General features: G+C 65.4%; 13 protein-coding genes. 4 read left to right on the top strand and 9 right to left on the bottom strand.

Annotated features, from left to right (window positions below; translation table 11 throughout):
* Positions 1-34 precede the first annotated feature (34 nt).
* Positions 35-367 carry a thioredoxin gene (gene trxA / locus NFL01S_RS03835; protein WP_062971542.1) on the top strand — a complete coding sequence of 111 codons (333 nt, stop codon included), beginning with the start codon at positions 35-37 and terminating at the stop codon, positions 365-367.
* A 175-nt stretch (positions 368-542) separates the two neighbouring features.
* Positions 543-1,736 (top strand): N-acetylmuramoyl-L-alanine amidase, encoded by a 1,194-nt coding sequence (locus tag NFL01S_RS03840; RefSeq protein ID WP_062971544.1) that lies wholly within the window; start codon positions 543-545, stop codon positions 1,734-1,736.
* A 22-nt stretch (positions 1,737-1,758) separates the two neighbouring features.
* Here the strand turns inward: NFL01S_RS03840 and NFL01S_RS03845 are convergent, their stop codons facing one another.
* From NFL01S_RS03845 to rpmH, 9 genes are all read right to left on the bottom strand, one after another.
* The gene (locus NFL01S_RS03845; protein WP_062971546.1) at positions 1,759-2,484 is read right to left on the bottom strand and encodes a hypothetical protein; all 726 of its coding nucleotides are present in this window, start codon (positions 2,482-2,484) and stop codon (positions 1,759-1,761) included.
* 217 nt (positions 2,485-2,701) lie between these two features.
* Positions 2,702-3,718 carry a ParB/RepB/Spo0J family partition protein gene (locus tag NFL01S_RS03850; RefSeq protein WP_062971591.1) on the bottom strand — a complete coding sequence of 339 codons (1,017 nt, stop codon included), beginning with the start codon at positions 3,716-3,718 and terminating at the stop codon, positions 2,702-2,704.
* Between the two features lie 47 nt (positions 3,719-3,765).
* A complete protein-coding gene (locus NFL01S_RS03855) occupies positions 3,766-4,722 on the bottom strand; it encodes a ParA family protein (RefSeq protein ID WP_168433888.1) in 957 nt (318 codons plus the stop codon).
* A 1,768-nt stretch (positions 4,723-6,490) separates the two neighbouring features.
* Positions 6,491-7,240 carry a 16S rRNA (guanine(527)-N(7))-methyltransferase RsmG gene (gene rsmG / locus NFL01S_RS03870; protein WP_371851766.1) on the bottom strand — a complete coding sequence of 250 codons (750 nt, stop codon included), beginning with the start codon at positions 7,238-7,240 and terminating at the stop codon, positions 6,491-6,493.
* A 178-nt stretch (positions 7,241-7,418) separates the two neighbouring features.
* Positions 7,419-7,970, bottom strand: coding sequence for a Jag family protein (locus NFL01S_RS03875; RefSeq protein WP_062971554.1), 552 nt, complete (start codon positions 7,968-7,970; stop codon positions 7,419-7,421).
* An 80-nt stretch (positions 7,971-8,050) separates the two neighbouring features.
* A complete protein-coding gene (gene yidC / locus NFL01S_RS03880) occupies positions 8,051-9,145 on the bottom strand; it encodes a membrane protein insertase YidC (protein ID WP_062971556.1) in 1,095 nt (364 codons plus the stop codon).
* A 4-nt stretch (positions 9,146-9,149) separates the two neighbouring features.
* Positions 9,150-9,497 (bottom strand): membrane protein insertion efficiency factor YidD, encoded by a 348-nt coding sequence (gene yidD, locus NFL01S_RS03885; RefSeq protein WP_062971558.1) that lies wholly within the window; start codon positions 9,495-9,497, stop codon positions 9,150-9,152.
* On the bottom strand, positions 9,494-9,889 hold the full coding sequence (gene rnpA / locus NFL01S_RS03890) for a ribonuclease P protein component (protein ID WP_084492385.1): 396 nt from the start codon (positions 9,887-9,889) through the stop codon (positions 9,494-9,496). The genes yidD and rnpA overlap by 4 nt, the downstream gene beginning before the upstream one ends.
* 98 nt (positions 9,890-9,987) lie before the next feature.
* Positions 9,988-10,131 (bottom strand): 50S ribosomal protein L34, encoded by a 144-nt coding sequence (rpmH, locus tag NFL01S_RS34115; RefSeq protein ID WP_084492389.1) that lies wholly within the window; start codon positions 10,129-10,131, stop codon positions 9,988-9,990.
* 132 nt (positions 10,132-10,263) lie between these two features.
* On the opposite strand from rpmH, the gene NFL01S_RS03895 reads away from it, so the two are divergent.
* Positions 10,264-10,476: a hypothetical protein gene (locus tag NFL01S_RS03895; protein WP_157116233.1), complete on the top strand. Its 213-nt coding sequence runs from the start codon at positions 10,264-10,266 to the stop codon at positions 10,474-10,476.
* A gap of 671 nt (positions 10,477-11,147) precedes the next feature.
* Complete coding sequence (dnaA, locus tag NFL01S_RS03900; protein ID WP_503826392.1) at positions 11,148-12,965, top strand: chromosomal replication initiator protein DnaA; 1,818 nt, start codon at positions 11,148-11,150, stop codon at positions 12,963-12,965.
* Positions 12,966-13,607: the final 642 nt, after the last annotated feature.

Below are 13,607 nucleotides of genomic sequence, written 5' to 3' on the forward strand. Positions count from 1 at the left end.
CGCACAGGCGTCCGGAGAACCAAGGAGAACAGCCATGTCCGACGCCACCAACACGGTCACCGTCACCGATACCTCGTTCGCCGATGCTGTCCTGCAGAGCGAGAAGCCGGTGCTGGTCGATTTCTGGGCCACCTGGTGCGGACCGTGCAAGATGGTCGCCCCCGTACTGGAGGAGATCGCGGGCTCGCACGCCGACAAGCTCACCGTCGCCAAGCTCGATATCGACGCCAACCCCGATACCGCCCGCGATTACCAGGTCATGAGCGTGCCGACTATGATCCTGTTTGCCGGTGGCAAGCCGGTGAAGCAGATCGTCGGAGCCAAGGGGAAGGCCGCACTCCTGCGGGAAATCGAAGACGTCATCTGACGTCTCGAATAGGCCATCCGGCGGCCGTCACGCGGCGACGCGCCGTAGTATGCCCTGACCAAGATTGTCGAATTCCGGTCCGGGTCTGACAGAATCGACCACGCTCCGTCGTGCGAGGGTGTACGCCATCGCATGAGTGGGTACCCGGGATTGACGGAAGGAAGGGCCCTCACGCATGCACCGACTTCGTCACGGCGACACCGGTCCAGCCGTAGCAGAGGTTCGGAGCACCCTGGCGAGTCTGGGGTTCCTGCACGCACACAACGGCGCGCAGACCAATGGTTCGGACGAGTACTGGAAAGACACCGAAGCCACCTTCGACTACCAGCTCGACTCCGCGGTGCGTGCCTTCCAGCAGCACCGCGGACTCCTGGTCGACGGTGAGATCGGCCCTGCGACCTACCGTGCGCTGAAAGAAGCGTCCTATCGGCTGGGTGCCCGCACCCTGATCTACCAGCTCTCGGCGCCGCTGTACGGCGACGATGTGGCGACCCTGCAGCGCCGGTTGCAGGACCTCGGTTTCTATGTGCACCGGGTGGACGGCTTCTTCGGCCCGCACACCCACGAGGGCCTGACCTCGTTCCAGCGGGAGATCGGGCTCGCCGCCGACGGTATCTGCGGTCCGGATACGCTGCGTTCGCTCGAATTGCTCGGCGCCCGGGTCACCGGCGGGAATCCACATAGGATCGCCGAGGAAGAAGTGGTGCATCGGGCCGGTCCACAGCTCACCGGTAAACGTATCGTGATCGATCCGGGTCTGGGCGGGCCCGATCGTGGTCGTGGTATTCCCACCGAGTTCGGTGACGTGTACGAACAGGAGATCCTGTGGGATCTGGCCAGCCGGCTGGAGGGCCGAATGGCTGCCACCGGGATGGAAACCTTTCTGTCCCGCCCGTGGGGGAGCAACCCCACCGATGCGGAACGGGCCGAAACCTCCAATGCCTTCGACGCCGATCTGATGATCTCCCTGCGGTGCGCGTCCAACTCCAGCCCCATGGCCAACGGCGTGGCCGGATTCTATTTCGGCAATTCGCACGGGTCGGTCTCCATGATCGGTCAGGTGCTGGCCGGGTTCATCCAGCGGGAGGTGGTGGCCCGGACCTCGCTGCAGGACTGCCGGACCCATCCGCGTACCTGGGACCTGTTGCGTCTCACCAAGATGCCGACAGTGCAGGTGGACCTGGGTTACGTCACCAACCAGTACGATGCGTCGGTGCTGGCCGATCCACGGATGCGCGATGTCATCGCCGAAGCGATCCTGATCTCCGTGAAGCGGCTCTACCTGCTGGGGCAGGACGATCAGCCCACCGGAACATACACTTTCGCCGAACTGCTGGCCGAGGAACTCGCCGCCGCCGACAGCGGTTAGCGAATCCCCCGGCCGGTCGGCCTCAGAGAGTGAGGATCCGGGTCGGTACGGTCATCGACGCGGCAGCCAGCAGCTGATCGAGGGCTCGCTCGACATCCTCTTTCCAGCCGTGATCGGTATCGAGTTCCAGCCGCAACCGGGGGAAACGGTGATGCGGTTGTACTACCTCGAACCCGACCTCCTGCAGGAAATCGGCGTCGATCATGCAGTTCTCCGGGCTGCACTCCATCACCGAACGCCGGGCTCCGCGCCCGGGGACACCGATCCGTTCCATCAGTCGCATGGTCCCGGTCGGACGGTCGGAGAGGGCGGTGCTTGCGTGTGCTCCCCGGATACCGAACGCTTCCAGCGCGCGCACGCCGCGCCGGACCAGATCGGTGACGACCCCCTGCACCATCCGGTAAGCGATATCGCCGTCCAGGTCTGGGTATTCGGTACCGAGAGTGGTCAGCAAGATAGCGTCGGGACTGACCGGGGAGGTGGGGAAGAGACCGGCTCGGGGCACCACCCGGGGTGGCGCGTAGAGCGCACAGCCGACGGTTTTGTCATCGATCGTCGCGAGCTGCCCGCACGAGCCCCATTCGAGCATCACCGTCGAGATCCAGGCTTCCTTCTCGAAAACCGGATCGCTGATACCACTGGAGTCCGCGGCCACCGCCGGGTCGATCTCCCAGAACACACAACGGCGCGCATGTGCCGGCAGCCGGCTGATGCTTTCCAGGGTTAATCCTGTGACGCTGGTCGACACCGCTCTGCTCAGCCTCCAGCTATCCGATTCGTCGATGCTCACGCCGCATCAATGGTTTCTCGCCAGCAAGAATATGCGATCAAGCGAACCTGCCTCATTCCGCGTCACTAAGTCTTCGGTCAAGGACTGCCTCGGCACATCGGCCCTCACGATCCCGCACTGTCACAGTGACGTTTCATGGCGGAGGCAGAGGTTATGCGGATAACAAGCCGAAATTTCAATTGTTCAACGAAGTTTGCAGCATCATCCCGACGATCCGCTCCAGATCGTCCACCGACCCGAACTCGACGACAATCTTGCCCTTCCGCTTACCGAGACTCACCGAAACCTGCGTATCGAAAGATGACGACAGCCGGTCGGCGACATCCTGTAAACCAGGGGAGTGGATAGGCGGCCGGCGCGGCGCGGGCGGCTTGGCCGGCTCCTGTTCCCGGTTCGCCAGCTTCACCGCTTCTTCTGTCGACCGCACCGAAAGCCCCTCGGCGACGATCCGGGCGGCCAGCACCTCCTGTGTGTCGGCACCGCCCTCCAGGCCGAGCAGCGCCCGCGCATGCCCGGCGGACAGCACCCCCGCCGCGACCCGGCGCTGCACCGGGATCGGTAGCTTCAGCAAGCGGATCATATTGGTTACCACGGGCCGCGAGCGTCCTAGTCGCGACGCCAGCTCCTCCTGGGTAACCCCGAACTCCTCGAGCAACTGCTGATAGGCCGCCGCCTCTTCGAGCGGGTTGAGCTGGACGCGATGAATATTCTCCAGGAGTGCGTCGCGCAGCATAGCGTCATCGTTGGTCTCCCGGACGATGGCGGGAATAACCTCCAGCCCCGCCTCTTGGCAGGCCCGCCAGCGTCGCTCACCCATGATGAGCTGATAGCGGTCGCCGCCCGGCTCCAGTTCCCGGACCACGATCGGCTGCATCAAACCGAACTCACGAATCGAGTGAACCAGTTCGGCGAGCGCCTCATCGTCGAAATACTGCCGGGGCTGCTTCGGATTGGGCTCGATCTTTCCGGGCTCGATCTCCCGGTACACCGCGTCCCCTGCGGAGGTCAGATCCGGACTCTCCACGGGTTCGGGAACCTGGTGCAGATAGGTGGAGGCGGGGCGCGGCCCTGGATCCAGACCGATCACCGCATCGGCGGCCTCGGCACCCAGCCCGGTCGCAACCGGAGCCGGGCCGGTCGGAATCAATGCCGCCAGACCGCGTCCCAGCCCACCCTTTTTCGACTGACTCACCGGCCTACCCTTTCCATTGCCCGCATCCACAGCCATGCCCGGTCCGTTCACTGAGCGCCTTCCGTGAGCGCCGCCGGCCGCGCCGCGCCGCGCGCGGCCATTTCCCGACCGGCATCCAAATAACTGAGGGCACCACGGGAACCCGGGTCGTAATCGAGCACGGTCATACCGTATCCGGGTGCCTCGGAGACCTTGACGCTGCGCGGAATCACCGACCGCAGTACAACGTCCCCGAAGTGGCTACGCACCTCTTCGGCCACCTGATCGGCCAGTTTGGTCCGGCCGTCGTACATCGTGAGAACCACGGTCGATACATGGAGTTCGGGGTTCAGGTGGGATTGGACCAAGCCGATATTCCGGATCAACTGGCCCACGCCCTCCAGGGCGTAGTACTCGCATTGGATCGGGATCAGGACTTCCCGGGCCGCGACCATGGCGTTGATGGTGAGCAGACCCAGCGACGGTGGGCAATCGATCAGCACGTAATCGATGTCGTAGCCGGCGATATTGGCTTCTTGGATAGCCCCTTTGAGCCGCGCTTCCCGAGCCACCATTGAGACCAGTTCGATTTCGGCGCCGGCGAGATCGATCGTTGCCGGTATACAGAGCAGATTGTCACTGTGCGGACTCTGCTGGATCGCGTCCTGAACCTTGATCTCGCCGATCAACAGTTCGTAGGTCGACGGAATACCGGAGTGATGCTCGACGCCGAGCGCGGTGCTGGCATTGCCCTGCGGATCCAGATCGATCACAAGCACCTTCATCCCCTGATGCGCCAGGGCCGCGGCCAGATTGACCGTTGTCGTAGTCTTGCCGACTCCGCCTTTCTGGTTGGCTACAGTGATGATGCGTTGCTCATGAGGTTTCGGCACTGTCACCTTTCCTGGATGCATTAACTGGCTCGCCCGGTGGGCCTCGGCAGCAATCGGTGTCTCGGTGGGGGAGATATGGCCATACGGTGTGCTTCCGAATGCCTCCGGGCCGATATTGCTACCATCCAGCATTCCCGGCACGCGCGATGTTTCCCGTGAAACATTCGCTGAACCGTTCGACATAGACCGCTCCTAACGCGAGAACTGCAAGATCACGTGGCCTGACGGACGCCGGCGCCGTGTCGTCGAAACAAGCCGTACCGGACCGAACGACGATCCACGACCAGGACTGCGACATCCATGCGGGACGGGTGACTTCGCCGCACTGCGTGGTCACGCGAAGCTACCTCCTCCGACGCGGACACCGAGTCGCCGGTCGATCGAACGGAGCTGCACCGCTGCAACACCAAGATTCCTCCGTGGCACCGACGCTCACGCCCGACGTCCAATAGCTTGCCAGCAGCGAGCCCGAGAAGAAAGCTGAATCGCTGCGACGCGCCCGCGACACGCAGAACTAGCCCGAATTCATCGTCCGGTAACACGCCCGGCGCCTCGCCGGTACTGGCGAGGCGATGTTTCACGGGAAACATCGACCGTTCCACGGCTCCGCCGCTCATCTCGCAATACACGCCGATTGTCTCGAGATCCACCCAAGGGAGCCCCGCACGAATGCCTACACGGGATCGGCGACCAGATCGATGCGGCCGGGCTGCCGCAGACGGTGGCAATCCATGGATGGGGGTGCCGTGCCGGTCGACTCCGTAAGTTGCATAAGCGGTCCCGGCCCTCTTGCCACCACAACGGTCTGTCGCTCGTGTGCCTCTATCGAAGAAATCTCCGAACAGGCTCCTGCCGCAACCGGCGTCCATCGTGGGCATTCGCACGCGCGAGCGTCATCTACGACATCGAGCGCCGAGGCGCGTGGCCCGTCGCCGGCCGAACTATGGTGGCGGCTGCAGTTTTGTGTCCGCCGCTCACCTACCCTCCTGGTCAGCCCCTCTTCGTCACTGTGACAACGGGCTGCCCGGCGCGCCACGTGCAACCGACGCGCCCCCTTCGCCCGCCTCCGCGTGACCCATCGGTGTGGCCCGATTGCGTACGGGTTCCTCGATGTTTCCCGTGAAACGTCAGCTTCGCCTAGCGAAGATCTGCGGCAGTTCATCAACGAATCGACGTATCGACCGCCACTGCAGATCGCGAGCGCTCCTGCCGGAACAGAGAGGCCCGACAACGTCGCCGGGGCGGTGTTCGACCTACGGCCCGTCACCATCGGCGAGGACCACAGCGCGCGACCACACCGCCGCCGGTCTGCGGTGACGAACAGTCCAGAAGCTCGCCGACGCAAACTCGCCCGTCGGCCGGACTATCTGACCCCGACGTACCGTTCTGCTCCAACGATCACCGGCTCCGCCGAAGAGCAGCCGCGGGACGGCCTGCCCCGTCGATTCATCACTGTCCACCGGAATTCCACGGACCGTGCGAGTTATGTCACCGACCGGGGCGGAGCCCTGTTCGTTGCCGCCCGGCTGGATTGGCTGGCTCCGATGCCCGGTCGCGCGGCTGGCTCGGCTGCGGCCTGAAAGTAACCACACCTGCGGCCGCTGCGCGTTGCCGTCTGCCGAAAGGGCCGGCGATGCGGTGCGACGACGGAGGCGGAGAGGAAGTCCCGAGTAGCAGGAACGGCGAAGTAACCCGAAATTTGGTGCGGCCGGGCTGCTGCTGCGCGCTGGCAGTCCCGCTCTGGGATGAAGGACCGACTGCGCGTTACGCGACCTTTCCCTGGTCGCCTCCTCGGGGCCGCCCGCGCCGACAGGGGGTTGCTCATCGGCTTCGGCAAAGCCGATGTTTCACGGGAAACATCATGCCGCGGGGGGAGGGGAGCAGGGGTGAGGGGAACGGATCAGGTTTGACCTGTTTCCGCCCGGCGCTGCGCTCGGGTGCGTTTCTTCGGGCGCTTGGACGGTCGCTCCGAACGGCGCAAGCGTTCGGCCGATAGAACTACGGTCGGAGGATCGACGATCCCGGCACCACATTCCAGCACGGCGAAGTTGCCGGCACCCGCTCGTTCGACCGCCAGGCGATCGCGTTCCAGTTCGTCGGCGACACTGGCCCCCTTGAGGGCAAGCATATGTCCGTGCTCGTGCAGCAGCGGCACCGACCATTCCGTCAGCTTCGCCAAGGGCGCGACAGCTCGCGAAGTCACCACATCTGCTCCGCCGGCTTCCTGGATCACCCCGGGCTGCTCAGCGCGGCCCCGCACTACAGTGATCTCGAGCCCCGCCGCGTCTATGAATTCTTTGAGGAAAACCGTCCGGCGCAACAGCGGCTCGACGAGGGTGATTCGGAGGTCCGGGCGGGCGAGGGCCAAGGGAATTCCGGGCAACCCCGCGCCGCTACCGATATCGACTACCGAGGCTCCCTCGCCGATCAGTTCGCCGACAACAGCGCAGTTGAGGATATGCCGCTCCCAGAGCCGGGGCACTTCCCTCGGGCCGATCAGTCCGCGCTCCACCCCGGCGGTGGCGAGAGCGGCCCAGTAGTCACACGCCGATCCCAGGCGCTCGCCGAAGACGGATTCCGCTTCCGCCGGCGGCGGCGACTGCGGCGCCATGGCCGCCGAATCGCCGAGTTCTGGTTTCACGTGAAACACCCTTCTGTTCGATTGTGATCGACGAGCTCGAGCAGTTGGACCCACTACGGTCTCACCGTAGCCTCCTGGCACCCGACTGTTCTCGACCAGCCGGAACCGGACGTGCAAAGGGCCCGAGTCGCAGGGACTCGGGCCCTTTGCGTCGACCGGAATTCTGGTCACTCCGCTGGTACGGGGGTCAGTCCGGTATGACGACAACCCGCCGGTTCGGCTCCACGCCCTCGCTCTCGCTGGCGACCCCGGCGATCGCGGCGACCGCGTCGTGCACGATCTTGCGTTCGAACGGCGTCATCGGGGCGAGTTGCTCCGGCGAACCCGTCTCCAGGACACGCTGCGCGGCCGCCGCACCCAGGGCACTCAGATCTGCGCGCCGCTTCGCTCGCCAGCCCGCCACATCGAGCATCAACCGACTCCGCACACCGGTCGCCTGCTGCACCGCGAGCCGGGTCAGTTCCTGGAGTGCGTCGAGTACCTCACCGCTGTGCCCGACCAGTTTCGACAGATCCTTGCCACCATCGATACTGACCACCGCGCGATCACCTTCGACGTCGAGGTCGATATCACCGTCGAAGTCGAGTACATCGAGAAGCTGTTCGAGATAGTCGCCGGCGATCTCGCCCTCTTCGATGAGCGCTTCCTCGACGTCGCCCGCCGAATCCACGGCGTCCGACTCCACCACGGTCGAGGATGCGCTGGCGGTGGCGTCGCCACCTTCGGTCTCGAGTGTCATATGTTTCCTTTATCTACTCGCCGGGACACCGACCGCCCGTCGGCCGGTGTCCCGATCACAAGGGGTCTGCGGGGGAGGGGTCAGCGGCGCCGCTTCTGATTGGCGCGGCCGCGGTTGCCGGACCGTTTCTGACCACCCGGCCGGCGCTGGCCCGACTGTTTGGGTTTGGCATTCGTCTTGGCAGGACTCGAACCGTTCGCTTCGGCCGTACCGTCGGCGGCCGTCTCCTCGGAGCCGTCGGCCGGTTTGGCCGGCTGCTTCTTCCGGGTGTCGACAGGCTTCGCGCCGGGCTTGGGGGCGTTCTGCGCCTGCTTCTCCATCTTGGCCTGCTTCTTGGCTTCGTCTTCCTTGGCCATCCGGCCGAAGACGAGATGCTGCTGGCCGTAGGTCCAGATGTTGTTGGACACCCAGTACAGCAGGACGGCGATGGGCAGGAACGGACCACCGATCAGGACACCGAACGGGAAAACCCATAGCGCCAGCTTGTTCATGATCGCGGCCTGCGGGTTGGCCGCAGCCTCCGCGCTCTGCCGGGAAACCGACGCGCGAGCGTTGAAGTGGGTCGCGACCGCAGCGATCACCATGAGGGGGATCGAGACCAGGGCAATACTCAACCGGCTCGGGGTACCACCGTAATCGGCGAAGGCCTGCAACTCCTCGACCGGCGCGGTGATGAAGGCGGAAATCGGGGCGCCGAAGATACGGGCGCTCAGGAACGACTGCACATCCTCGACGTTGAAGACGTAGTTCGGCGTATGCGCGTTGGTGTACGGATCCATACCGAGCTGGCCGAAACCGTGACCGGTGCGGTTGAACGAACGCAATACGTGGAACAGGCCGAGGAAGACCGGTACCTGGGCCAGGATCGGCAGACAGCCCATGAGCGGGTTGAAGCCGTGGTCTTTCTGGAGCTTCTGCATCTCCAGCGCCATCTTCTGGCGGTCGTTCTTGTACTTCTTCTGCAGCTCCTTGATCTGCGGCTGCAGCTCTTGCATCTGTTTGGTGGTACGAACCTGCCTCACGAAGGGCTTGTAGAGCACCAGACGCAGCGTGAAGACGAGGAAAACCACGGACAGCGCCCAGGACAGGCCGTTATCGGCCCCGAACGCGAAGCCGAATACCCGATGCCAGAACCAGAGGATCCAGGACACCGGGTAGTAGATGAAATCGAGCACGGCTCTATGCACTCCCGTCGGTAGTGTCACCGATCACCGCATGCGGTGATCCCTTACAAGCTTTGGGCTGCGGGTCGTCGTGGCCGACACTGCGCTGCCGCTCCGGCACGGGATCCCATCCACCAGGGTGCCAGGGTGCGCATTTGGCCAATCGCACGACCGTCAGTCCGACGCCGACGATGAGTCCACGGGTGCGCAAGGCGGTCACCGCGTACTCGCTGCAGGTGGGAGTGAACCGGCAGACCGGCATCCGGGTGGGGGAGACGTAGGTCCGGTACAGCTCGATCGAGAAGATCAGAATATTTGCCGGCCATCGAGCGACGGCGGCGACAGGTGAAGTACGGAGGCTCATCGCGAGGCGCCCGAATCGGCAGCAACGGGAAGATCCAGCCTGCGTAATCCGCTACGCAGCTGGCGGCGCAGCTCGTCGCTGTCGGCGCCGGCGGCGCCGGGGAGAGCGCGAATCACGATATCCACCTCGGCGGAGATATCCGCGGTCAGTTCGGCACAGATATGACGCAGGCGGCGGGCCACGCGGTGCCGGACGACCGCGGAACCCACCGCCTTGCTGACGATCAACCCGAATCGCGGGCCACCGAATCGGACCCGGACGCCGGGATCTCCCGGATCCGGGTGATCCACCAGAACATGAACGACAAGGTCCCGCTTTCCCGCCCGCCGACCGCGTCGCACCGTCCGGGAGAAATCGGCACGCTGATGCAGCCGATGCGGCTCAGGAAGCACCCGGGCACCCGGACATCATCCAAACCGCCGAACCGGCAGTATTACCGGCGGCGTAGGCCACGAGGTTCGGCGGACCGGGCATCGAGCTCGGTCGGAAATCAGGCGGTGAGGCTGGCGCGGCCCTTACGGCGCCGCCCGGAGACGATGGCGCGGCCCGCACGGGTCCGCATCCGGAGACGGAAACCGTGGACCCGCGCCCGACGACGGTTGTTCGGCTGGAACGTCCGCTTGCCCTTGGCCACGGTCAACACTCCTCGAATTGGTGGGCACCCGACGGCGCCCGAAGCTTTTCGGTGATTCTCTCGATGTCGGTTCGGCGTCACCGCCCCGGAAGGTGGTCAGCACAGGACGGCCACCACGCCGAGGGTGACTGTATGAGGGTACTTATCCAGTTCTACCGGGTCAAACTCGCCCCTCCGGGCGCGATCGGGGTCACGCTCGCCGTCCGGCCGGTGACGGTGTCGGTGGCGATGGTCACCCTCACCTCCCCAGCCCCGGACGGGCCGCAGGTCGAGCACTCACGCTCGGTCCGGCGCAGCGCGCGACCGCAACGGCGGTCCCGGGAGATTGTCCACATCTGTGGATAATTGTGTGGAAATACCCTGTGAATGGCATATTCGTAGGGCCGACGGTGCCACGCCGCAGCCGGAAGAGGGGGTTCCGGGCAGCGCCCCGGGCGCCGTATCCGTCGGATGCGGCAGGTTCGGTGAGCGACGTATGCGGTGTCACTGGAACGAACCAGTACAGTAGACGCACCGCGAGCCCCGGACGTCTGCGCCGAGCAACCGACTCCCGGGGAGGACACTGGATGGACGACGAGCAGAACGTACTGGCCACCGTATGGCCGGAGGTGGTCACCGAGTTGACCACCGGTTCGCCCGACGGTGCCATCGGCGCGGTGACCCGGGCCCAGCAGGCCTGGCTCAAATTGGTGAAACCGCTGATGGTCGTCCAGGGTTTCGCCCTGCTCTCGGTACCGTCTTCGATCGCCCAGGAAGCCATCGAACGCGATCTGCGGGAACCCATCCTGCGCTCGCTGGGCCGCAGGCTCGGCCCGCAGGTGGAGGGCCTCGGCGTTCGGATCGCCGCACCACTACCCACCGCCGGGTCCGACCCCGGTCCGCCGCGGCATGCCAGGATGACCAGCCGCCCCGAGCCCGTCGCACCCCGGCCGGAATCGTTCGCTGGCAACGGTCCGAGCCGGGCGCCCACCGGTTTCACCCCTGCGGCGACCGAGCCGCCGTGGCGTCCCGAACCGATCCGCGAGCCCGAGGCCGGTGTCTATCCCGCGCGGGGCCCCGCGCGTGGTCCCGATTTTCCGGGTGGGCCGAGGCAGCCCGACGAGTCTCGCTTCCCGGCCGCCGAGTTCTCGCACGAAGCCGAACTGCCGTTGACGGGTGAACTGCCCCGTAACCCCACCCGCCCACGCGGCCCGGAACCGGCCGGTGCCGACCCCGTGCGGCGTTCGACGCTGCCCGAGTTGCCACACGGCGCGGAATCCGTACCGGGCGCCGAGTTCCGCACCCACGACGACGATTTCACACGCGGTTCCACCGAACCGCGCGAAACGGACCCGCCGACCGTGGAAACCTATGCCACGCCCCGGGCTTACCCGCGCGAATATCCACCCGCGGCCGAATACACCAGGGAGCCGGAGTACGAACGGGAACGCGAGTATCCGCGCGCCGACTACCCCGACAGCTACCCGACCGGTCGCACCGACCTCGGCGAAACGGTGGGCAACGGCCGGGAACCGGGCATCGCGGCCCGGGAGCCGGTAGCCGAGTTCGACCCGCCCCTGCCGCCGCGCCGAACAGCCCGACCGGCTCAGGACACACTTTTCGCACCCGATATCCCGGCCGCCGATCCCGCCCCGCGGGATCCGCTGCGTGACCCCGACCGCGACAGCCTGCGGGAAAGTGTCCGCGATCCGGGTATCGATCCGGCACCGGACAGCCGTCGCGACGACGAAACAGTGGTCAATGTCCGGGACTCCTGGCCGACCTTCTTCGCGAAGTCATCGGATGCCGGGGATACGGCCAAACCGTCGGCGAGCCTGAACGCCAAGTACACCTTCGAAACGTTCGTCATCGGCGCGTCCAACCGTTTTGCCCACGCCGCCGCCGTTGCCATCGCCGAGGCGCCCGCCCGCGCCTACAACCCGTTGTTCGTCTGGGGTGCGTCCGGCTTGGGTAAGACCCATCTGCTGCATGCCGCCGGCCATTACGCGCAGCGGTTGTTCCCGGGGATGCGGGTCAAATACGTCTCCACCGAGGAATTCACCAACGACTTCATCAACAGCCTGCGTGACGACCGGAAGGTGGCGTTCAAACGCCGTTACCGCGAAACCGACATCCTGCTGGTCGACGATATCCAGTTCATCGAGGGCAAGGAAGGTATCCAGGAGGAGTTCTTCCATACCTTCAACACGCTGCACAACGCGAACAAGCAGATCGTGGTGTCCTCGGACCGGCCACCGAAGCAGTTGGCCACCCTCGAGGAGCGACTGCGGACCCGATTCGAATGGGGGCTGATCACCGATGTACAGCCACCGGAACTGGAAACCCGTATCGCGATCCTGCGCAAGAAGGCGCGCATGGACCGCCTGGACGTACCGCACGATGTGCTGGAGTTGATCGCCAGCCGGGTAGAACGCAATATCCGCGAACTCGAAGGCGCGCTGATCCGGGTCACGGCGTTCGCATCGTTGAACGGCCAGCCATTGGATCAATCGGTGGCCGAGGTGGTGCTGCGCGATCTGATGCCCGAATCGCAAGACGTCGAGATCACCGCGTCGACGATCATGGGCGTCACCGCCGAGTACTTCAATACCTCGATGGAGGAGCTGACCGGGCCGGGTAAGGCCCGCCCGCTGGCTCAGGCCCGCCAGATCGCGATGTATCTCTGCCGGGAACTCACCGATCTCTCCCTGCCGAAGATCGGCCAGGCTTTCGGCCGTGACCACACGACGGTCATGTACGCGGAGAAGAAGGTCCGCAAGGAGATGTCGGAGCGGCGCCGGGTCTACGACCAGGTGCAGGAACTCACCGCCCGTATCAAGCAGCGCTCCCGCTGATTCACCGACGCCGCTACTGTCGCGCGGCGGCGGTAACCCCATCCCCTCCGGCATCGCAGGTGCCTCCCTGAGGAGTTGCACCTGTCCGTGTGCGCGGTGTGGCGCTGCTACCCGGGCTCGCGCCCCACGCCGCCGCCCTCGGACCGCAGTGACCGCGATACGCGCTGCGATGACGCGGAACCAACAAGCCGGGCCGTGAGATGCCGCCGAGCCCGAGCTCGTACCCGCCGAGGGACGCAAAAACCGTCCCCCTGACCGGCGGCCGAACCTGCTGAAAGAACACTCCAACCGCCCGGCAGAACGGACGACGGGTAGCGGCCGGTCCGCGATATTGCGGCCGGGAGGTGTGTAGCCGCGGGACGTCCGGAGCCGGAGTCCGATCCCTGTCCGGCAGATATGAAAGGGCCGCTGAACCGGTCCATGTTCCGGCCTCGGCTGCCCCAGTCCTGCCCCGGCGGCGCCGGAGGCTTCCACGGTGGAAGTTCCGCTGCCACAGGTAGCTTCGCGAAACCCTGCCGAGAGTGGCCGACCGTGACGCTGGGACGGGACGGGCGCAACGCGGGCGTGTCGGAAATACTCACAGGTGTGTCGCTAACACCCTGTTAACGCCTTGACCAGCGGGTTTGGGATGTTTCCGGCTGT

The sequence above is a fragment of the Nocardia flavorosea NBRC 108225 genome (assembly GCF_001613385.1).
GTDB lineage: Bacteria > Actinomycetota > Actinomycetes > Mycobacteriales > Mycobacteriaceae > Nocardia > Nocardia flavorosea.